Raw genomic sequence first — 20,008 nt, 5'->3', positions numbered from 1 at the left:
GTTTATTCTTTCCCTCCCGACTTTTAATCAAATACTCATTGTCTTCTCTTTCTTCAGTGTACCAACGTAGTTCTCTTTTTAGTGCTGGAGTCAATTGAATCCGTTTCTGCTTGCCTGTCTTTTTTTCTCGCATTGAAATATGACTACCTTTTAAATCACTAACTCTTAGTTTTAAAATATCACTAATCCGTAAGCCTGTATTAATTCCCATTACAAAAAGAATATAATTACGCTCATTCTTTTCCTTGAGGTGCTCTTTAATTTGTTGTATTTGCTCTGGATCTCGGATAGGTTGGACAAAGTTCATAGATCATCCCCTCCGTGATGCTCTTCTGTCTCATATATTTCTAATCTAAGAGCAAAAGCTAGTTTATAAAAAGCGTTGGACTTATTGCGTCTATATGTACGCTCACTCATGCCAATCTCGTTATAGACCATGTAATCAAAGACCTCTTCACCTTCTAAATATCGTTTTACAATAATGTCTCTTTGATTCTTACTGAAACGACTTAACACCTTATCAATCTGAAAAGATAGACGCTTTAATCTCTCTTCTCGTTTATTCAATTCTAAATTAGCCAAAGCAACATCCTCAGCTGGTTTGCCTACAACGTTTGTTGGGCCATGATATCTTACTTCACAAGAAGCTGTAACCTTCATCTCATGTCTAATCATCCCAAACTGTCTATAAATACGAACGTCTTCAAGAATCTTTTCTAAACGAGCCTGTGTTGCTTTACGATCAATCTTTGGCAAGAAAGTTAATTGAGTCATATATAAACACTCCTTGTCTATTTTATTAATGAAATAAAAAAAGCAGACATCAAACTACAGAGCAATATTATTAATGCTCTTTATAGTTTGATGTCCGCTGGTTCTTCCAGTAGGACTGATAATTCAATTGTATTTATTATACCATTTTCTTCTTTTTTGGTAATTTATAAAAGGATTATTTTATTAAGTTTTGTTCCCTTAACTGAAACCAAGTTTCCATGCCTCTTATATCTTTCTTATACAACGGCATTACATATATCTCTTCATTGATTAACAGTTGCAACTCTACACATTGTTTTTCTTTATTCCACCCATAAGATGCCATAGGTACCATTTTCCGCTCTTTTTGCTCTACCATTTCCCTCTACCTCCCTATTCCCAGCTATAAACACAATCCCAACAAAATACATCTTCTTCATGTAATAAACCGGTTGTTATTTCTTTTCCACATTCTTTATCCATACCTCTACCCCCTGAATAAAACTCAATATTCCGTCAATAATGTAGATACCCATTTCTCTATTACCCATGACCTGAGCAGTTAGCTTTTGCTAGCTGCTCTTTTAGTTTTTCCGAATAAAAATCCAAGTCTCGGCTACACTATAAACGGGCTGGTGAATATCCATAATCCATTTTTGCAGTACCAAAGCTCTTTCTTCCTATTCCCTTGGGCTGAGCAGTTAGCTTTTGCTAGCTGCTCTTTTACTGCTTCACGACATCTTTTGGGCAAACACGTAAAATGTATGGTAATTCTCCTGTTTTAGATAACCCAAAATCCCCCAACCTCGATACCATTACCACTGTATATTCTTCTCCTTTATAGAGAACCTTGTCCCCTTTTATGATCCCGTTATAACCGACTATTCTGTTGTACCCATACATCGTTATACCTTTTAATTTTTTATCAATTTCAATCATTGCTATTGTTTTGATTCCATCATTATTATCATCAGCTTCATGCCATTCTACATTACCCATATCAATCACCCCTTGAATAAACTCAACATCTTGGCATATAATGTCTATGCATCGAATCATCATTTTTGGAGAGAGCAGTTAGCTTTTGCTAGCTGCTCCTTTTGGTTACATTTACCATTAGTAACCATATCGATTACACCTTATAATGTAGAGGCTTGATTAAATCGAGTTGTTATACCCATTACCCTAGGAAACTAGGGTTTTGTTTTGTATAAAATGAAATTTTTATTAATTTCTCTAACATTCGTGAATACTTATTCAAATATCGTGCAAATTATAGATAGGCTACCAGCCATAATTCTATTCCCGTGAAATCGCGCTAAACTCTAACTCCTTAAGAGACAGTTGTGACAACCGAGCAGTTGGTTTATTGAGCCAGCTGCTTTGTTGTATAGATTTTCAATGTAAGTACATACTACCTTTGTAGGGCTTGATTAATTGTCATCTGAGAGGCTCTCTGGTTTACCCCACTTCTGTTTAGGAGAATAGCTTTAAAAACTGTTCTTCTCTATTTAGTGGGACAAAGTTTTTGTTCTCAAGTGAAATTTTATTAGGTTCTTTCAATCCCGTATAATATTTCAAATCCCGTTTAAACTATAGCTGTAACTTTAGGTTACAAACCATTGCTGTAAGCGCGGCGCTTCTTTTATGCAACAAATAGTTAGCTAATTGAGCTAGCTGCTTTGTTGCATAAAACTCCATTACTAGTACATACTATTTCTGGGATGCTTAATTGATTGTCATTTGAGATGTTATTTAACTTCGATGCTCCTGCTCCTTGGGAGAACAGTTTATACAACTGTTCTCCTATTTTTATTTAATTTTCACCTTTCAATAAAAAAATATATACTATCATGAAGTTACCTCTTACTATTAGGATGCATCTTAGCAAGAGCACTATTTGAAGGTGCTCTTTTTTCTTTAGCGAATAAATATTTTGTCTGCCTTTACATATTTTTAGGAAAAATACACACGCTATCCATAAGCCATTCGAACTAGTGGCTTCACTCTTCTTGTAATAAGAATGCGATTCATTACAATTAGATAACTCATTCAACTCACAGGCAGGCAACTCAAAATGTTGTCTGCCAATCATTAACAAATTTTGTATAATTAGCACTGATTTTGTACATACTCTTTAAAGAGCTATTGACATTTCCATAATTTCTCCAACGGACTCCCCTCCGTTATCCGAGAGCTTTAATAACAGACAAGTGAAAAAAGTTGTCTGTTATTTTTTTGTATAATTCTTTTCCGTTCACACATACTATCCATGAGCCAGTTTACCAATACGAGTCATTTTGGTGATTTTAAAATCTTCCTAAGTTATTTTACTCCTCATAGGACAAGCAATTTAGCTTGTCCTATTCGCAATAAAAGTTTTATATTTCTTTTCCCTATTCTCTATTCAAATGAAGTATTTATTAAGTTATCGTTTCATTCCGCATAATATTTCCAAACTCGTTTATACTAAAACTGTAACTTCAAGTTACAAATCATTGCTTGTAGGGCCTAGTTTCTTTTGTACAACAAACAGCTAGCTAATTAAGCTAGCTGCTTTGTTGTGCAAAATAGCGTGTTTGTTCAAAATGATAGGTCTTATTCATTTGGACACATTTACCAATATCATTTCCAAAAAGTTCATGTTATGGTTAATTAGTCGAGTACGTCATTACTTGACGATTACCCTTAGAAGCCCCGTAGATAACGGGGTCTCTTTTGTTTAAATAACTATTTTGTTATAAAGTCACTGCTTCTGCTGCAGGTTTATTTTTCTCTAATTGCTCAATGGCCATTTGTAGCCCCAACCAGTAGCCAATTAAACGACGCGGTAACCTTTCACCGAAATTCCAAACATCTTCCATCGTGTCAGAATCTAATGAGCTATTATGATAAACATCACTTAACCAAAAGTGGTAACTTTCCATAGATGAACTCTCATCAATCGCTGAAATAATGCCATCATATACTTCTTGTCCGCTTTCTGTTGTTTCATTCATATCGTATTCTTTCCAATATTCATCAAGTTCCCTTTTAGCCTTTTCTTCATCGAAATTCCAACGTTCTTCACAAAAAGCCGTTAACTTTCCAGTAAAATACCCTAAATCGAATCCTTTGATATTTTCTAATGTTGCTGGACATGTAAGGTTGTACACCGCTTCACCAATATCACCAGAAACAAACACGTTATATCCTGAAAGAACAAATTTAGTGCGATACATATTCGTCCCAGGCTTGCCCCAATAAATAACCTGTAATCCTTCTTCACCTTGAATTTCAGCCACATGTTCTTCAAACCAATTCTCTTTAATGTCTTTAGTTGCTTTTTCAATATATTCCATCTCTCATTCCCCTTTACGAATAATCTTTTTTGTATTACACATACTACCTCTGAGCCGGCTTCCCTACGGCTGTACTCTTTCAAAACGGAGCTCTCTCCTCCGTGTCGTTTAAGAACAGGCGGGTAACTTAATTAGTTGCCTGCCTTTTTGTGTATAGACGTAAAAATATTGTCCATACTTATTGGTGAAGACATTGTTAGCTATTCGTAGCGACCTCCAACAAATGCTTCTTTCAGGACCGTTCTCATAAAAGGAGCGGTCTTATTTCATCTCCGCATCCCCCATTTCGATTAAAATAACGCTTTTGTTATAAATCAATCATTTTGAAAAGTCTTTTATTTTACTATTATTAGAAAATCAGGAAGCATTTCCCCTTTGTTTTTTCTGAATAATCATGATACTATTCGGTTGCTGGCGTTCATCATCTCACGAACTCAGTAACTTCATCCAAGGACCCTGCTCTCATTATTGAGAGCAGGGTCTTTATTTATAGAATTATCCCACTCCCTTACTTTTCTATAAAATTCAAATTTGGTATTAAATCAACTGCGTCTTCCGTTCATCCATACGAGTTACTTTTCCACTTTTATATACAAAGGACTGTTCCCCGTGACCACTTGTGGGTGGCTCTATTGGATGAACTTGTCCATCTTTCACAACATAAATCATATTTTCTGCTAATGAAATTTCAGCCTTCATTTCTGCAATGTTTTCCTTAATAATTGCCACCGGAACCACTCCTATTTGTGTTATAATTACTTTGCCGAATAATTATGTCGGGAGTGATCCCGGCTTTTTTATTTGCCTATAAATATTGCACAACATTCTCTGGAATGAACGGTTGCTCAATAGATAAGTGAAGCCGTATCGAAATTGGCTTTTTACTATCCCTTGCTCGCTTACACATTTCTTCCGCTTCTTCCCACTCAAATTGTTTATCCTCCGCTCGTTTATAACGCCAAACCCCAATTGCGTACTCTTCAAATAATTCATAACGATCATCTGGTGCTGTCGTTGGTTTCAATTCATCAATTGCTTTGGCTTGACGAGGTATTTGTACAACTACATCAGCAAAACGTAATTTTGAATTCAATCGATGAACATTCGCTTTATTGAGATCAAATGAAACAACAGGCTCAACATCAAAAATCGTTAGCTGCTTCATAATCTTCACTCTTTTCTTTTCTCATCATTACAACATAACAAGTATCAGCATCCGTTTGTTTAAAGCTATAATTAGCTGTACTAATCTTTCCGTTCGTTCGCTTATGAATGAATTCTCTCTGCCACTGCACTAACGATCTAATCGGATGAACACATGAATATCCTCTTTTTTCTAAATCCTGTACGGCATGTAGGATATCTTTAAATTTTTTACGTTTGAGATGAATCGTATCTCCATTACGCCAATTTCTTGTTAGAATCATTTTTTGTTCCCTCCAGCACTTGCAAGCTTGCTGCTAAAATCCCTTCAAGCTGCGTTAACGTTAATTGGTCTAATGTTTGTCCGTTTATTTCAGATAATCCTAAATCTAGTAATTTACGAATAATAAATAACTTTCTTCTTTCAACTTCCCGTCGTAATAACATTACCGTGCCTCCTGTTGGTTATCGTATCTTCTCTCTAAATTAATGAATTTGCTAAACTCTTTAATGAATGCAAGCTCTACTGTACCGACAGGCCCATTTCTCTGCTTGGCCAGAATAATTTCAGTTATGTTTTTGTTCGCTGTTTCTGCATCGTAATAATCTTCACGATATAAAAATGCAATCAAGTCAGCATCTTGCTCAATTTGCCCTGTCTCACGTAAATCAGATAACAGAGGACGTTTATCTTGTCTGCTCTCAACAGCACGACTTAATTGTGATAAAGCAACTACACATACATCTAATTCCCTGGCCATCAATTTCAACTTACGACTAATCTCACCAATCTCTTGCATACGATTGCCTCGATGCTTTAGATCACCAACAATAAGCTGTAAATAATCAATCGCTATTAATACCTTTTTATCTGGATGTTTACGTTTTAGTTTTCTGGTTTTTGCATAAATTTCTTGCATTGTTACATTTGCTTTATCGTATATTTCCAGCGGTAAATTATTTATCAGCCCCATCGCTTGACTAATATTTTCCCAATCTTTGATATTGCAAAGCTTCTTAGGATTTTTCATTTTGGTTGCATCAACATTACCAGCACTAGAAATCATTCGCTTGAGCAATTGTTCTTCTCCCATCTCTAAAGAAAAGATTCCAACTGCTGTATCCGAGCTTGCCGCATGATAAGCAACGTTCAGTACAAATGCTGTTTTACCCATTGCTGGACGTGCACCAACGATGATTAAATCTCCTGCTTGTAATCCAGAAGTCATTCGATTCAAGTCGCTGTATCCTGTATCGATGCCTGTTAAATCACCAACATCGATTTGCATTTTCTTATATAGATCAACAAGCGTTCCCTTTAAATCAAACTCACCTGAATAACCTGTTTCCTCTATCGCATTTAATTCATCAATTGTATTGCTGATTACACTAATATCTTTGTCCTTCTGAAGACGCTTATATAAATCACCAGCAACCTCTTGAGCATGTCGCATTTTCCATGCTTCTATCACAAGACCCTCGTGATACGAAAAGTTTTTTGTTGTTGAAACGCCCTCAGCTAAATTAACTAAAAACTGAATGCCACCAATTTGATTTATAAAACTATCTAATTTTTCAACTACAGTCACAAGATCTATAGGACTTTCAGCATCTTCAAGTTCTCTCATCGCTTTAAAAATGGCTTGATGTGTTGGAAGAGAAAACTGATTTTGTTTTAACTGACAATCTTTTATCAAATCCCCTTCGATGATGATGCTACCTAAAACACTTTGTTCGGCTTCTACATTGCGAATGATTTCGTTACTCATTGCATCATCCATCCATTCTGTTGGTTAAGTGCTGCAAGTTCCTCGTCTGTAGGAATGTTTTGTTTCCATGATTCTTGCTGCTGTAACACTTGCTTAGTAGATTCAGACATAGCTGCCGATTGATATACAGGTTGTTGCTTTGCTTGTGCTGTTCGTTTATCACGAAATGCTTTATCAGCTGCCTCAACATCACCTACTGTTTTCAAGCCTTTAAGATGCCAATCTCGTAAAATCGTATTTACGTAAGACATGTTTCTAGTATTTTTTTCTAAAGCAATCTCCATTGCCTTAACAACTAACTCTGCATTTAAGTCATCTACCCATGCGTTAATGCCTTCTGCGATAAAAGGTGTAATGAATCCGAAGTTTTGTTCGTAAAAAGAAATTGGATTAACAACAACCTCTTCCGCATTCGCACGTTCTTCTTGTTGTTGTTCTTCTTTTTCTTTTTCTTCTTCTTTTTCCCCACTTATCGTGGGCGTATCGTGGCACGTATCGTTAACAGCAAGAAATTCTTCAAAAATAGTACGGATTTTATCATTTTTAACTTTTGGAGCGACTAAACTAACAAGACTAATATCAACTACCCCATCCAGTTCTTTGCGAACACAATCCTCAATTGGTTTACCTCCTCTATTAAGGTTGTATTTCCCCCAGTTGATAATCGCTAGTTCGCGTGTTTCTGGATTATACTTAACTAATTTATGATGGTTTTCAAAACGATCTAAGAGTGAATTAACACTTTCCATGGAGTAACCTAAATCAAAAGCCATTTGCTTTTTGGTGATTTGGTATACACCTATTTGAGTAGTACATGGGTTTGTAAGAAGATACAGATTAAATAATTTATCTTCTGGAGTCATCTCCTCAATAACTTTTGCATCCTGCCAAAATGAAACTTGTACTGGTCTAAAAACTGCCATGCTATTCATCCTCCCGTTTACATATCGCAACCCCGTCCTCTACACGTAATAAGCGATAATTTTTATAACCTTTTTTAAGATATTACTGTACTAAATAAGTAAGGTGTTGTTTTGGCTTTACCTTTTGAACAATCTTGGGGTTTAACAACACTCTATGTAATGTTTTGTCTAAAAGCATGCAATACACTCCATTGTTATACCGTTTATGATTTGGTATAATTAACCTAACCAAAATTTACCTACCACTATTTATCTATCACTCGGCAAAGTGATAGATTTTTTATTTCCTACGACTTACCAGTGAAGCGTTAACGTCTTTAGAACGAGGTCCTTTAATAATCACACTATAACTTTTAGATACTTCATGTTCTTCCTTTTCTTCACGAAGCATCTTAAACTCTTTTACACATCGATTAAGCTCTTCTTCCCAATAATTCGCTTCCTTATGAGATTTAGCGTTGAACATGTTGTAAATGCATGTATTCATGCAATCATGAAGTTCATTTGCAAACGAAAAGTCTCCTAGAAGAACAAGATTATGCAGACAATTGTATTCAGTTGTCATGGTTTTCACCTCTTTACTATGTAAATTAATGCTGTACGCATCGTTACAACCAGAAAGGGATATCTTTAAAGGGGATGGAGGGGTAACAATCCTTTCTGGTCATAACGACAAGCACAACGGCTTGTCCAAACAAATAATAAAGTGTTATAATTGCTTCATCATATTTTTTCAGAGCTACTGTTTCCTAGGCGGTAGCTTTTTCTTTTGCCCATTTATGTTTTAACGTAAATGACGCTTCAATAATTTTTATACGAATTCCCACTAACTTCTTTTCCCTTTGTAACGCTTCAAGTTTTTTTGCATCGTTAAATGTTTTAGCTATTTTTATCTCACCATCTAGCTTTGCCTCGTAACGAATTAAACTCTTATAATCGTTTAAATTAGGATTCTTATAATCTACTGTCATATGTATTCCCCCTTACAACACTTTTGTTAAATTCATTAAACTGTCCACGGTTTGTACAACAACGTTTTCCGAAATCGCCTTTTGCAACCAACTTCTTTGTATTTGGTCCATAATTCCAAAATGAATTTGATCTAACGCTTGTACTACACATTGTGTGGCTTGCATCATATCGAATATTTCTTTTGCGTGCCTTGCATATTCATGTTTTTGTTTTTCATCTAGCTGCCAAGAACGGTTTGTAACTTGTAATTTCATGATTTCCTTCGCGGCCGCAATACCCTCTTCAGCTTGCTTGATGTAATTCATAAGCTGTAAGTTCACATCGCTTGTTAAACGTGGATCTGTAGGTGGTAACCCTACACCATAAATATGTTTGATTGCTTGTTTGTTTATCGGTGCTTCCGTTGCATCACACCAATCCATTGCTAATTCAAAAGGCACTTTAGAAAAACCAGATTCAATATTTTTCAAACGTTCGTAAGTGATGCCGAGGTATTCTGCTAGACCTTTCTTTGTTCGATAATGTGCATTTCCACAACGTTCTCTCGCATTACGTAATAATGTTCCTACTGATGAATTGCAATATATACTTGTTCCCATATTTGTTCGCCTCCGTATTCATCTTTCAAAGGATTACAATAAAGTATAAAGAATATATAACTTGTCTATTCTTTATGTAAGAAGAGAGGAATTAATCCTCGATACTTTCTTTTGCTTGCATTTCTTTGATGATGGCCCAACCAGCCTCGTAATATGCTCGAAGGATTTTATCAATTTCCTTTTGCGATTTTGGTTCAGGAGCCACAACATGGACTTTCGTTTTTCCGAATTCATAAGTCGCTGCATATTCTTCTTGTTGGCTCATGGTGTCACCTCTTGAAGTGCTTTTTACATTTGTATGCTGCTGATCTGTTGGTACTGCCATTTGAATTGCTGTCATTTTCCCACCTTCTTTCTAACTAGTTTATACGTGCGTTTTTCGAACTTTATATTTAAAAATTTTTTCTACAGTACTTTCTAATGCTTCTGCGATTTTTAAGGCTACATCTAAAGATGGTTTATGCTTTCCATTTTCTAGATTTGATAAGTAAGCTCTTGTTATTCCGATTTTTACAGCTAACTCTTCTTGGGTTATTCCTTTTTCTTTTCTTAAGTTTGTGATCTTATTCAATTTTTCACCACCTTACGTGCGTTTTTCGAACTTTATAAATACATAATATGTTCTTAAAACGAACATGCCAATAGGTTTGTTCGTTTTTCGCACTGTTTTTTCCACGAACATATCATGTTAAAATCTTATTTATAAAGGAGGGATAAATTTGTCATTTTCTACAAAATTAAGAGAACTCAGGGAATCTAAAGGACTTTCGCAAGAAGAATTAGCAGCTAAACTAAATATCCCTCGTTCTTCTATCACGCATTATGAAAATAGTGACGATCGTTTACCAAGAAAATCACGTTTACTCGAAATCGCAAACTTTTTTGGTGTTTCTGTAGATTTTCTTCTTAATGAAGAATCCATCCTTCCGAAAGAAAACGAGATAGATCATAATTTAGAAAAAACACTTAACGATCCTGAACTTGGTCTTTGGTTTAAAGATATAAAGGATGCTTCTCCTGAAAAACAAGAAGAGCTTAGACAGTTTTGGGAATTTATTAAAAATAAAGAAAAAAATCGTAAACCTGGGGATAAACAAAGCTAATTAAATAAGATACATAATAAATTACACGCTAAATTGCGTGTATTTATTTGGTCAATGAATGGTTAATTGTTCCTATATTATTAGATTTTAGAAAAATGGAGAAATCACCTTAGATACTTGGAGTTATATTTTTAGCCCCTTCACGGGCTTTTCTTTTTACAGTAAAATAAGAACGTACGTTTGTATTTTTTTGACAATGGAGTGAAATGATATGCATAAAACACAGCCTTACTACACAACACAAATCGAAGATTATATTAAAAATTTGTATCATTCTTTATCTATTTTTATTCCAGAACAAATTGATATGATAACAATTACCCAAAAACTAAATATTTGGTTACATTTTGCTCCATTTGGAAGTCGTGCTATTTGTAGAAATAATTTGCCCAGTATTATTATTGATAATCGAAACATGGCTTATCAACAATGGGAGGACTTTGGTCATGAGCTTTGTCATATTCTATTCCATGTAGGAAATCAGCTATACATACCGAAATTATTTTTAGACTACCAAGGAGCAAAAGCAAACAATTTCAAGCTACATTTTTGTATTCCTACTTTTATGTTAAGGACACTAACCCTCCCCGAAACCAGAAAAGAATCGATTTACCTCATTGCAAAAACTTTCAATGTTTCATTTCATACTGCGGAGCAACGCTTGTTGCATTATGAAAATCAGCTGCTAGCTAGTCATTTGCAAAACGTTTTTTCACAAACATATTTAATTATGCAGTAAAAACTATAGATTCTACTTGAATGCACTTAATGACTAACTCACTTAACTTTTTATAATTTATACCACTTGCTTTTCGTATAATTAATACTACTCAAAGGAGGATTCTCTATGAAAACCGCAATCTACCTACGTAAATCCCGTGCCGACCTTGAAGCGGAAGCACGCGGTGAAGGCGAAACTTTAGCAAAGCACCGTACTACCCTGCTGAAAATCGCTAGGGAGAAAAACTTAAATGTTTTAGCTGTCCGTGAGGAAATCGTTTCTGGTGAGAGCTTAGTGAAACGTCCTGAAATGTTGGCGCTTCTTGAAGAAATTGAAGATAACAAATATGATGTTGTTCTTTGTATGGATATGGATCGTCTAGGTCGTGGTGGTATGAAAGAACAAGGAATCATCTTAGAGACGTTCAAACGCTCGAATACGAAGATTATGACACCAAGGAAGACTTATGATCTTAATGATGAGTGGGACGAAGAATACAGCGAATTTGAAGCGTTTATGGCACGTAAGGAATTAAAGATTATTACACGTCGTATGCAACGTGGGCGTATTGCAAGTGTAGAAGCTGGTAATTACCTTGGTACACATGCACCATACGGATATGATATCCATCGTCTAAATAAGCGTGAACGTACATTAACGATTAATTCAGAAGAAGCTTCTGTTGTCAGAATGATATTTGAATGGTATGCCAATGAGGATATGGGTGCAAATGCAATTATGCGAAAACTAAACGAACTTGGCTACAAAAGTAAGTTAGGTAACGCTTGGAATCCATATAGTATATTAGATATGTTAAAAAATCACGTCTACATTGGAAAAGTAACATGGCAAAAGAGAAAAGAAGTAAAGCGTCCAGATGCTACGAAGCGTAGTTGTACAAGGCAAGATAAGTCAGATTGGATTATCGCGGACGGAAAGCATGATCCGATTATCCCAGAAAGCCTATTTGAAAAAGTACAGGAGAAATTAAACACGAGGTATCATATTCCCTATAATACAAATGGATTAACGAATCCACTAGCTGGAATTATTAAATGCGGGAAATGCGGCTATAGTATGGTACAACGATATCCAAAGAATCGAAAGAATACAATGGATTGTAAACATCGCGGTTGTGAAAACAAATCCAGTTATACAGAATTAATTGAAAAACGTTTACTCGAAGCATTAAAAGAGTGGTACATCAATTATAAAGCTGATTTTGAAAAACATAAGCAAGATGAAAATACAAAAGAAACGCAAATTATCCAAATGAACGAGGCTGCATTACGAAAACTTGAAAAAGAGTTAGTGGATGTCCAAAAGCAAAAAAATAATTTACATGATTTATTAGAGCGTGGTGTTTATACTGTCGATATGTTTTTAGAACGTTCTAATGTTGTTTCTAATCGTATTAATGAAATTACTGAAACGATGGAAAATCTCAAGAAAGAAATTAAAATAGAAATCAAAAAGGAAAAAGTAAAGAAAGATACAATTCCCCAAGTCGAGCATGTTCTTGATCTGTACTTCAAAACAGATGATCCGAAAAAGAAAAACAGCCTCCTAAAGTCGGTTTTAGAAAAGGCTGTTTATAAGAAGGAAAAGTGGCAAAGACTCGATGATTTCGAACTTGTGCTTTACCCTAAGCTCCCTAAAGATGGCGACAAATAAGCGTTCGCGCTTTGTTGCCATCTTGTTGGTGTAATTAGGTTTACGCCATTTAAACCAAGAGCATCATTTGTAGAAACAGCTAATACAACCGGTTTTCCATTTCGAAGCGTTGCCTTCGCTGCCATTAATACTGGAGAATCTGTCATTGCATTTGCAAATTTACTCATTGAATTTCCTGTTAAAGGAGCGATAACCATACAATCTAGCGGAATCTTTGGACCAAGAGGTTCTGCTCCAACGATTGAATTAATTACTTTATGTCCCGTTACTTCTTCAATCTTTTTAATCCACTCTGCCCCTTCACCAAATCTAGTATTTGTCGATTGTACAGTATAGGAAACAACCGGTCTCACTTCCGCTCCTTCTGCAACTAACTTTTCTAAATGTGGCATAACTTCTTCATACGTACAATGAGAACCTGTAAACCCAAACCCAATTCGTTTCCCTTTTAAACTCATCTTCCATTCTCCTCCTTCGCAATCATATCTGCTGTTAATAACTGAGAAAGAACATTTGCTAAAATTTGTCCTGCTGTTTTTGGCGCAACAATCCCTGGAAGACCAGGTGCTAACAAAGCTTTAATCCCCCGCTTCTCTGCATAACGAAAATCCGTACCACCAGGCTTAGATGCCAAATCAATGATCAATGTATGAGCTGGCATCCGCGAGATAACACTTGCCGTTACAACAAGATGTGGAATTGTATTAATGACAATATCAACATCACTTGCTTCTTTCTCAATATCCTGCATATAAAAAGGAGAGAACATCATTTCCGAAATACGAGCAATATGTTCTGAGCGTCGTGCTCCTACTTTGACATGAGCTCCTAGTGATTGAAAAGCTCTCGCTACACTCATTCCTGTTCTACCAAACCCTAAAACCATGACATTTGAACCATGAATTGTATAATCTGTATGTTGAATAACCATCATTAATGTTCCTTCTACCGTTGGGATTGAATTGTAGATTGCCACATCATCACGATCGAATAGTTTTACAAGTTTTCGATTTGTAGTAGATACAATGCTCTCTAAATACGGCGTACCAATTCCTGAATATATAGTAAAGTTTGCTGGTGTTTTTTCAATCTGTTCTTTCGTTAGCATAACTTTTTCGTTTGAAAAAATAGTATCTACTTCTCCTTTTGCATTTGTTCCTGCTACCGGCAAAATAATTGCATCTAAAGAAGTGAAATCTAGATTTTGCATACTCTCTTTTGCTGCCCCTGTAAAACCATGATCCAGTTGATCAAATCCTACTAATGAAAGTTTCGCATCAAGTTCAACCAACTTACGAATCACTTCTAGCTGCCTTGCATCTCCTCCTATGACAGCAATGTGCATCTCAGTCAACATTCCCTACTTCACCTTCTTTTTTCTTTCATTTATAAGAAAAGTGCCTACTTTTTCTTTTTCCTCCACATCATATGTACTGTATAAGCTTTGGGTGATTGAATTCAAACGGAAAGGTGTACTATTTTAAAATATAATATTAAGATAAACAAATTTATTAATGACACTTGTCCAAAAAGGAAAAAATTAATATAAAACCCTTCGCCAGCTTCTACATATAGTATCAGTGTATTGACAATCAAGAACGAGCTGTTGCACTGACAAAATTAGCTCTTTTTAGCTTACTTCCATTACTAGCTGTATTGTTAAAACTTTTGGTAGTATTGGGAAGTTTATTTTTGTATAGAGTGGAGGGGAGATCTCTTGGCTGAACAAATAGGATATGGATGCGGTGGTTACGGAGGATTTGCTTTACTAGTCGTGTTGTTTATTCTCCTTATTATTATTGGAGCAAGCTGTTGGAGTGGCGGATTTAATGGTGGTTAAGTAACACCTTTCGCATCTTTTTAAAGTCACATAATGGATTGCTTCACATTGTGTGAAGCAATCCTTAATTCATATATCATATGTTTAAGATAATCTATATGTTCATTTTTAATCATTTACGTTACCTTAAATTATAAATTTCTACTGTATTTGCTACTATTCCAAATCAAAAATAATCATATCATGTCCAACCTTCTTAATCCTGCTCCACTCTACCTTTACTTCTTGCTGTTCTCTTTTGAATCCACCCCATTTTCCAACTGGTATGATGAGGGCTTGAATCTTCCCGTCTTTTTCATTAATTTCTAAATCAGCGTGACCTAAAACCCCCATTTTTTCTGCCCGCTCTAGGTCCACAATTTCTTTTCCACTTAATTCACTTAAACGCATATGACTCTCTCCTTTCTAAACATCTTTCATACAGTATCCTCAAATCCCATCCTATAATAAGTACGTATTCTGCATGTCTGTAAAAAATACCAAAAAATGCGCTCCACTCCCCCTATTCAAAAGTTTTATAATTGCAAAAGCTTTGTACACAAAAAACCGCATCTCCTCGTAAGAGATACGGTTTTTCTCCCTATTTCATTCCTTTTGGAAGCTCTCCATTTGGACTAATAAGCGCTGCAGAAAATTCAGTTGTAAACATACTGCGAATCAGTGAATCTACATCTGATTTCGTAACGCTGTTTACACTCTCAATAATTTCATCAAGAGAACGATGCTTTCTAAGAAGCAATTCATTTTTACCATTACGGCTCATACGGCTATTCGTGCTTTCTAAACTTAACATCAGATTTCCTTTAAGCTGCTCTTTACTATTCACAAGTTCCTTCTCTGTGATACCTGTATTTTTTAACGTCTCTAAAGTTTCTTGCATTGTATCATATAAAGTATCCAATTGTTGGCTTCCTGTACCACCATAAAGTGTTAGCATTCCTGTATCTTCATAAGAAGAATGATAAGAGAACACTGAGTATGCTAAACCACGTTGTTCACGCACTTCTTGGAACAAACGGCTACTCATACTACCACCTAATATATTATTTAATACAATTAAGTTATAAATATCATCATGACCCATTTGCAAACCTTGGAATCCTAAACATAAATGAGCTTGTTCTGTTTCCTTTTTGCGGGCCACTTTGTTAAAATGAAAAATCGGGCTATGTACTTGTTCACGATTTGTTGTTCCCTCGTAGTTACCAAAATATTGTTCCACTGTTTGCACAAATGCTTCATCAATATTTCCAGCAATCGAAACGACAACATTTTCAGGTGTATAATGATCTTTTATATATTGACGCAGTGTATCCCCTGTAAATGTTTCAAGTGTTTCTTCTGTACCTAAAATTGGGTATCCCAATGGATGCGTTTCATAGGTCGCTTTTGTTAACATGTCATGTACGATATCATCTGGTGTGTCCTCGTACATTTTAATTTCTTCAAATACAACGTTCTTCTCTTTTTTCAATTCTTCCTCATCAAATGTGGAGTTAAAGAACATGTCAGCTAACACATCAAGCGCATATTTTGCATGTTCATCAAGTACCTTTGCATAATAGCACGTGTATTCTTTTGAGGTAAATGCATTCACTTGACCACCAATGCTATCAAATGACTCTGCAATTTCTCTTGCACTACGTGTCTCTGTCCCCTTAAAAAACATGTGTTCTAAAAAGTGTGAAACCCCATTATTTTTTTCATTTTCATTTCTTGAACCTGCATGAATCCATATACCAATTGCAACAGAACGAACAGTTGGTATATTCTCCATAACAATTCTTACACCATTTTTACAAGTATATTTTTTAATCAAAAACTTTCCTCCTAATGCCAGTTTATCTAAATAATTGCTATTATTTAATGATAACAAGTTTGCACATGAATGTCATGCAAATGTATTTAATCAATACGTTTTTCATCTAGTAATTCTGTAATATTTCCTACTTTATACCCTTGTTTTTTTAACTGTGCAATCATCGTATCTAATGCCTCAGCTGTTGGAGATGTCGGATGCATCAATACAATTGCACCTGGGTGCACTTTCCCCATCACACGCTGGAGAATCACTTCAGGCTCCGGACGTTTCCAATCGATTGTATCTACTGTCCACATAATAGTCCCCATCTTTAATCCATCCGCCACTTCTACAACTTCATCGCGGAAACTTCCACTTGGTGGTGCAAACCATCGTACTTTTTGATTTGTAGCTGCCTCAATCATTTGATTTGTCTTTTGTAATTGCTCTAGTATTTGATTTTTAGACAGCGTTTTCATATCTGGATGTGTATAAGAATGATTTCCTACTTCTTGCTTTGCATCTACAATCATTTTTGCGAATCTTAAATTTTCTTTTACCCAGCGTCCTTCTAAAAAAAAGGTTGCCTTTACATCATGCTTTTTCAACGTTTCTAATATACGCGGAAGATACTCATTTCCCCATGCCACATTTATTGTTAATCCCACCATCTTTTTATGTGGATGTCCACGATAAATGGGAGAAGGCGATAAATCTTCTAAATGCGTGTTTGGTGAAACTTCCCGATATACAAATTGCTTCTCATCAAATTTCCCTATTTTCTTCATGTTATTATATGACGCTTCAATATCAACCTCTTTACCATTATATCCTGGCGTAGCCTTCCAAATCTTATCAATTATTGCATTTTGCGGCGCAATTGAATATTGTTTGGCTTGTTTCTGAATTTCCTCATAAAGATTATCATTTGCTAGCGCTGAATATGAGCATAAACTTATACAAAGAAAGAATACAGATATGAATATAACTATACGAGTTCTCATATAAACCCTCCCATTAACTATACAAATAAGAAAAATCCTTTTTCCTATTATCCTTGTTAATTTGAGCGTTATCATGAAAACTATACCTTTTTATCAATAAAAATCAATGTATCAAATATATTTTGTTTAACAAAAAAAGCCAGGAAACCTGGCTTTTTTACTTATTTTTGTTCTTGTGTATTTTCTTGTTTTGAAGCTTCTTCTTTTGCCACTTCTTTTTCTTGCTCTTCTTTTAGCAATACTTTTCTAGATAAGTTTACACGACCTTGTTTGTCAATCTCGATAACTTTTACTGAAATCTCGTCGCCAATTTTCACTACGTCTTCTACTTTACCTACGCGCTCAAGCGCAAGCTCAGAAATATGAACAAGACCATCTTTACCACTGAACAATCCAACGAAAGCACCGAACTTCTCGATACGTTTTACTTTTCCTAAGTAGATTTCGCCTACTTGTACTTCGCGAACGATATCTTCGATAATTTTCTTCGCCTTTTCATTCATTTCTTGATCAACGGATGAAATAAAGACTGTACCATCTTGCTCAATATCAATTTTCACGCCAGTTTCTTCAATAATTTTGTTAATTTGTTTACCGCTTGGCCCAATAACATCACGGATTTTATCCGGATTGATTGTCATTGTAATGATTTTCGGAGCATATGCAGATAGCTCTTTGCGAGGCTCAGCGATAGCAGTTAACATGTGATCTAGAATATGCATACGACCAATCTTAGCTTGTTGCAATGCTTCTTCTAAAATTTCACGAGATAACCCATCGATTTTAATATCCATTTGCAATGCAGTTACACCATTCGCCGTACCTGCCACTTTAAAGTCCATATCACCTAAGTGATCTTCCATACCTTGGATATCCGTTAAAATTGTGTAGTGCTCACCAGATTTCACTAGTCCCATAGCAATACCAGCAACCGGTGCTTTTAATGGTACACCAGCATCCATCATCGCTAAAGTACTACCACAAATACTTGCTTGTGAAGTAGAACCATTTGATTCTAAAACTTCAGATACAAGACGAACTGTATACGGGAAGTCTTGCTCAGATGGAATAACAGGTTCAAGAGCACGTTCACCTAATGCACCGTGACCGATTTCACGACGACCTGGTCCACGCATTGGTCTTGTTTCACCAACACTAAAGGATGGGAAATTGTAATGGTGCATAAAACGTTTTGATTCTTCTACACCTAGGCCATCTAAAATTTGCACATCTCCTAATGCACCTAATGTACAAATACTTAATGCTTGCGTTTGTCCACGTGTGAATAATCCAGAACCGTGAGTACGAGATAGAATGCCTACCTCTGACGCTAAAGGACGAATTTCATCACTTTTACGTCCGTCTGGGCGGATTTTTTCAACTGTAATAAGACGACGTACTTCTTCTTTTACAATTTTATATAAAATCTCATGTACTTGTCCTAATACTTCTGCTTCTACTTCCAGCTCTTCATAGTGTGCAATGACGCGTTGTTTTACTTCATTAATTGCGTCTTCACGTGCATGCTTTTCATGTACTTGAATTGCTGCATGCATATCTTTCTCTGCCATTTCACGAATAGCTTTTTCAAGATCAGCATCCACTTCATAAAGCTTTACTTCCGCCTTTTCTTTTCCGACAGCTTGTACAATCTCTTCTTGGAAAGCAATTAGACGTTTAATTTCTTCATGACCGAACATGATTGCTTCTAACATTGTTTCTTCAGGTACTTGATCTGCACCTGCCTCTACCATGTTAATTGCATCTTTTGTCCCAGCTACAACAAGATGCATATCACTTTGTTCCTGTTGTTCTACTGTTGGATTAATAATAAATTCGCCGTCGATACGACCAACCGTCGCACCAGCAATTGGACCTTCAAATGGAATATCTGAAATCGATAACGCTAATGAAGAACCAAGCATAGCCGCCATCTCAGAAGAACAATCTTGGTCAACACTCATAACGATGCTGACAACTTGCACTTCATTACGGAAACCATCTGCGAAAAGTGGGCGAATTGGTCGGTCAATTAAACGACTCGCTAAAATTGCTTTTTCACTTGGACGGCCTTCACGTTTAATAAAACCGCCTGGGATTTTTCCGACTGCATATAAACGCTCTTCATAGTTTACTGTAAGCGGGAAGAAATCTACATTTTTTGGCTCTTTTGATGCCGTTGCAGTTGATAGAACTGCTGTGTCGCCATATCTTACTAATACCGCGCCGTTTGCTTGTTTTGCAAGCTGGCCTGTTTCAATCGTTAGCTGGCGACCAGCTAAATCTATCGAGAAGACTTGCTTTTCTTGACTCATTTAAGTACCCCTCTCAATTTAAAATATTCAATTCTTCTATGTAAATGGAT

25 protein-coding genes and 1 pseudogene are annotated in these 20,008 nt (G+C 35.8%); 4 read left to right on the top strand and 22 right to left on the bottom strand.

The genetic code is table 11. The features are described 5' to 3' along the window. From HRG09_RS16205 to HRG09_RS16130, 16 genes are all read right to left on the bottom strand, one after another. Nucleotides 1-307 (bottom strand): tyrosine-type recombinase/integrase (locus HRG09_RS16205; protein WP_174101899.1); only part of this gene is annotated, 307 nt, incomplete at its 3' end. Further along, nucleotides 304-774 carry an ArpU family phage packaging/lysis transcriptional regulator gene (locus HRG09_RS16200; protein WP_174101897.1) on the bottom strand — a complete coding sequence of 157 codons (471 nt, stop codon included), beginning with the start codon at nt 772-774 and terminating at the stop codon, nt 304-306. The genes HRG09_RS16205 and HRG09_RS16200, both read right to left, overlap by 4 nt. Nucleotides 775-949: 175 nt before the next feature. After that, entirely contained in the window at nt 950-1,132 is a 183-nt protein-coding gene (locus HRG09_RS16195; RefSeq protein ID WP_174101895.1) for a hypothetical protein, read from the bottom strand. Between the two features lie 344 nt (nt 1,133-1,476). Further along, a complete protein-coding gene (locus HRG09_RS16190; RefSeq protein WP_174101893.1) occupies nt 1,477-1,752 on the bottom strand; it encodes a hypothetical protein in 276 nt (91 codons plus the stop codon). Between the two features lie 1,739 nt (nt 1,753-3,491). Beyond that, the gene (locus HRG09_RS16185) at nt 3,492-4,094 is read right to left on the bottom strand and encodes a hypothetical protein (RefSeq protein ID WP_174101891.1); all 603 of its coding nucleotides are present in this window, start codon (nt 4,092-4,094) and stop codon (nt 3,492-3,494) included. Nucleotides 4,095-4,631: 537 nt separating this feature from the next. After that, entirely contained in the window at nt 4,632-4,823 is a 192-nt protein-coding gene (locus HRG09_RS16180; protein ID WP_174101889.1) for a DUF3954 domain-containing protein, read from the bottom strand. 76 nt (nt 4,824-4,899) lie between these two features. Further along, on the bottom strand, nt 4,900-5,262 hold the full coding sequence (locus tag HRG09_RS16175) for a cell division protein SepF (RefSeq protein ID WP_174101902.1): 363 nt from the start codon (nt 5,260-5,262) through the stop codon (nt 4,900-4,902). Next, nucleotides 5,237-5,521: a hypothetical protein gene (locus HRG09_RS16170; RefSeq protein ID WP_174101887.1), complete on the bottom strand. Its 285-nt coding sequence runs from the start codon at nt 5,519-5,521 to the stop codon at nt 5,237-5,239. Before HRG09_RS16170 ends, HRG09_RS16175 begins: the two co-directional genes overlap by 26 nt. Further along, a complete protein-coding gene (locus HRG09_RS16165; RefSeq protein WP_098100898.1) occupies nt 5,496-5,684 on the bottom strand; it encodes a hypothetical protein in 189 nt (62 codons plus the stop codon). The genes HRG09_RS16170 and HRG09_RS16165 overlap by 26 nt, the downstream gene beginning before the upstream one ends. Further along, entirely contained in the window at nt 5,684-7,006 is a 1,323-nt protein-coding gene (gene dnaB / locus HRG09_RS16160; RefSeq protein ID WP_174101885.1) for a replicative DNA helicase, read from the bottom strand. Before dnaB ends, HRG09_RS16165 begins: the two co-directional genes overlap by 1 nt. Beyond that, nucleotides 7,003-7,929 (bottom strand): DnaD domain-containing protein, encoded by a 927-nt coding sequence (locus tag HRG09_RS16155; protein ID WP_174101884.1) that lies wholly within the window; start codon nt 7,927-7,929, stop codon nt 7,003-7,005. The genes dnaB and HRG09_RS16155 overlap by 4 nt, the downstream gene beginning before the upstream one ends. Nucleotides 7,930-8,209: 280 nt before the next feature. Then, nucleotides 8,210-8,494 (bottom strand): hypothetical protein, encoded by a 285-nt coding sequence (locus HRG09_RS16150; protein ID WP_174101882.1) that lies wholly within the window; start codon nt 8,492-8,494, stop codon nt 8,210-8,212. Nucleotides 8,495-8,678: 184 nt separating this feature from the next. Further along, the gene (locus HRG09_RS16145) at nt 8,679-8,900 is read right to left on the bottom strand and encodes an RNA polymerase subunit sigma (protein ID WP_174101880.1); all 222 of its coding nucleotides are present in this window, start codon (nt 8,898-8,900) and stop codon (nt 8,679-8,681) included. 12 nt (nt 8,901-8,912) lie between these two features. Beyond that, nucleotides 8,913-9,500, bottom strand: a complete 588-nt coding sequence (locus HRG09_RS16140) for a helix-turn-helix domain-containing protein (RefSeq protein WP_174101878.1) — start codon at nt 9,498-9,500, stop codon at nt 8,913-8,915. A gap of 91 nt (nt 9,501-9,591) precedes the next feature. Beyond that, nucleotides 9,592-9,840: a hypothetical protein gene (locus HRG09_RS16135; RefSeq protein ID WP_174101877.1), complete on the bottom strand. Its 249-nt coding sequence runs from the start codon at nt 9,838-9,840 to the stop codon at nt 9,592-9,594. Between the two features lie 24 nt (nt 9,841-9,864). Further along, nucleotides 9,865-10,071 carry a helix-turn-helix transcriptional regulator gene (locus HRG09_RS16130; RefSeq protein WP_174101875.1) on the bottom strand — a complete coding sequence of 69 codons (207 nt, stop codon included), beginning with the start codon at nt 10,069-10,071 and terminating at the stop codon, nt 9,865-9,867. 148 nt (nt 10,072-10,219) lie between these two features. Between HRG09_RS16130 and HRG09_RS16125 the strand changes: the two genes are divergently transcribed. The 3 genes from HRG09_RS16125 to HRG09_RS16115 all read left to right on the top strand — a co-directional run bounded on the left by HRG09_RS16125 (nt 10,220) and on the right by HRG09_RS16115 (nt 12,998). Next, nucleotides 10,220-10,603 carry a helix-turn-helix domain-containing protein gene (locus HRG09_RS16125; RefSeq protein WP_174101873.1) on the top strand — a complete coding sequence of 128 codons (384 nt, stop codon included), beginning with the start codon at nt 10,220-10,222 and terminating at the stop codon, nt 10,601-10,603. Between the two features lie 211 nt (nt 10,604-10,814). Beyond that, on the top strand, nt 10,815-11,342 hold the full coding sequence (locus HRG09_RS16120; RefSeq protein ID WP_174101871.1) for an ImmA/IrrE family metallo-endopeptidase: 528 nt from the start codon (nt 10,815-10,817) through the stop codon (nt 11,340-11,342). 108 nt (nt 11,343-11,450) lie between these two features. Next, entirely contained in the window at nt 11,451-12,998 is a 1,548-nt protein-coding gene (locus HRG09_RS16115) for a recombinase family protein (RefSeq protein ID WP_174101869.1), read from the top strand. Here the strand turns inward: HRG09_RS16115 and dpaB are convergent. Further along, nucleotides 12,986-13,456, bottom strand: a pseudogene (dpaB, locus tag HRG09_RS16110) (dipicolinate synthase subunit B); the annotation flags it as partial. The gene HRG09_RS16115 and the pseudogene dpaB sit on opposite strands and share 13 nt — an antisense overlap. Beyond that, nucleotides 13,453-14,355, bottom strand: coding sequence for a dipicolinic acid synthetase subunit A (gene dpaA / locus HRG09_RS16105; protein ID WP_174101867.1), 903 nt, complete (start codon nt 14,353-14,355; stop codon nt 13,453-13,455). The pseudogene dpaB and the gene dpaA, both read right to left, overlap by 4 nt. A gap of 339 nt (nt 14,356-14,694) precedes the next feature. Between dpaA and HRG09_RS16100 the strand changes: the two genes are divergently transcribed. Beyond that, nucleotides 14,695-14,838, top strand: a complete 144-nt coding sequence (locus HRG09_RS16100) for a YjcZ family sporulation protein (protein WP_375335763.1) — start codon at nt 14,695-14,697, stop codon at nt 14,836-14,838. Between the two features lie 156 nt (nt 14,839-14,994). Here HRG09_RS16100 and HRG09_RS16095 read toward each other — a convergent pair whose 3' ends face one another. From HRG09_RS16095 to pnp, 4 genes are all read right to left on the bottom strand, one after another. Next, nucleotides 14,995-15,228, bottom strand: a complete 234-nt coding sequence (locus tag HRG09_RS16095) for a YlmC/YmxH family sporulation protein (RefSeq protein ID WP_174101866.1) — start codon at nt 15,226-15,228, stop codon at nt 14,995-14,997. Between the two features lie 190 nt (nt 15,229-15,418). After that, a complete protein-coding gene (locus HRG09_RS16090) occupies nt 15,419-16,657 on the bottom strand; it encodes a M16 family metallopeptidase (protein WP_174101864.1) in 1,239 nt (412 codons plus the stop codon). Nucleotides 16,658-16,743: 86 nt separating this feature from the next. Beyond that, complete coding sequence (locus HRG09_RS16085; protein ID WP_174101862.1) at nt 16,744-17,643, bottom strand: polysaccharide deacetylase family protein; 900 nt, start codon at nt 17,641-17,643, stop codon at nt 16,744-16,746. A 161-nt stretch (nt 17,644-17,804) separates the two neighbouring features. Continuing rightward, nucleotides 17,805-19,958 (bottom strand): polyribonucleotide nucleotidyltransferase, encoded by a 2,154-nt coding sequence (gene pnp / locus HRG09_RS16080; protein WP_174101860.1) that lies wholly within the window; start codon nt 19,956-19,958, stop codon nt 17,805-17,807. Nucleotides 19,959-20,008 lie beyond the last annotated feature (50 nt).

This window comes from Bacillus sp. Xin1 (genome assembly GCF_013314535.1).
Taxonomy (GTDB): Bacteria; Bacillota; Bacilli; order Bacillales; family Bacillaceae_G; genus Bacillus_A.
The sequence above is the reverse complement of the archived record's forward strand: the minus strand, read 5'-3'. Positions and strand labels throughout refer to the sequence as shown.

What these genes read in the sequence shown, in the direction of transcription:
- HRG09_RS16200 (WP_174101897.1), bottom strand. Translation starts at nt 774, where the DNA reads ATGACTCAATTAACTTTCTTGCCAAAGATTGATCGTAAAGCAACACAG.
- HRG09_RS16195 (WP_174101895.1), bottom strand. Translation starts at nt 1,132, where the DNA reads ATGGTAGAGCAAAAAGAGCGGAAAATGGTACCTATGGCATCTTATGGG.
- HRG09_RS16190 (WP_174101893.1), bottom strand. Translation starts at nt 1,752, where the DNA reads ATGGGTAATGTAGAATGGCATGAAGCTGATGATAATAATGATGGAATC.
- HRG09_RS16185 (WP_174101891.1), bottom strand. Translation starts at nt 4,094, where the DNA reads ATGGAATATATTGAAAAAGCAACTAAAGACATTAAAGAGAATTGGTTT.
- HRG09_RS16170 (WP_174101887.1), bottom strand. Translation starts at nt 5,521, where the DNA reads ATGATTCTAACAAGAAATTGGCGTAATGGAGATACGATTCATCTCAAA.
- HRG09_RS16165 (WP_098100898.1), bottom strand. Translation starts at nt 5,684, where the DNA reads ATGTTATTACGACGGGAAGTTGAAAGAAGAAAGTTATTTATTATTCGT.
- dnaB (WP_174101885.1), bottom strand. Translation starts at nt 7,006, where the DNA reads ATGAGTAACGAAATCATTCGCAATGTAGAAGCCGAACAAAGTGTTTTA.
- HRG09_RS16155 (WP_174101884.1), bottom strand. Translation starts at nt 7,929, where the DNA reads ATGGCAGTTTTTAGACCAGTACAAGTTTCATTTTGGCAGGATGCAAAA.
- HRG09_RS16150 (WP_174101882.1), bottom strand. Translation starts at nt 8,494, where the DNA reads ATGACAACTGAATACAATTGTCTGCATAATCTTGTTCTTCTAGGAGAC.
- HRG09_RS16145 (WP_174101880.1), bottom strand. Translation starts at nt 8,900, where the DNA reads ATGACAGTAGATTATAAGAATCCTAATTTAAACGATTATAAGAGTTTA.
- HRG09_RS16140 (WP_174101878.1), bottom strand. Translation starts at nt 9,500, where the DNA reads ATGGGAACAAGTATATATTGCAATTCATCAGTAGGAACATTATTACGT.
- HRG09_RS16135 (WP_174101877.1), bottom strand. Translation starts at nt 9,840, where the DNA reads ATGACAGCAATTCAAATGGCAGTACCAACAGATCAGCAGCATACAAAT.
- HRG09_RS16120 (WP_174101871.1), top strand. Translation starts at nt 10,815, where the DNA reads ATGCATAAAACACAGCCTTACTACACAACACAAATCGAAGATTATATT.
- HRG09_RS16115 (WP_174101869.1), top strand. Translation starts at nt 11,451, where the DNA reads ATGAAAACCGCAATCTACCTACGTAAATCCCGTGCCGACCTTGAAGCG.
- dpaA (WP_174101867.1), bottom strand. Translation starts at nt 14,355, where the DNA reads ATGTTGACTGAGATGCACATTGCTGTCATAGGAGGAGATGCAAGGCAG.
- HRG09_RS16095 (WP_174101866.1), bottom strand. Translation starts at nt 15,228, where the DNA reads ATGCGTTTAAGTGAATTAAGTGGAAAAGAAATTGTGGACCTAGAGCGG.
- HRG09_RS16085 (WP_174101862.1), bottom strand. Translation starts at nt 17,643, where the DNA reads ATGAGAACTCGTATAGTTATATTCATATCTGTATTCTTTCTTTGTATA.
- pnp (WP_174101860.1), bottom strand. Translation starts at nt 19,958, where the DNA reads ATGAGTCAAGAAAAGCAAGTCTTCTCGATAGATTTAGCTGGTCGCCAG.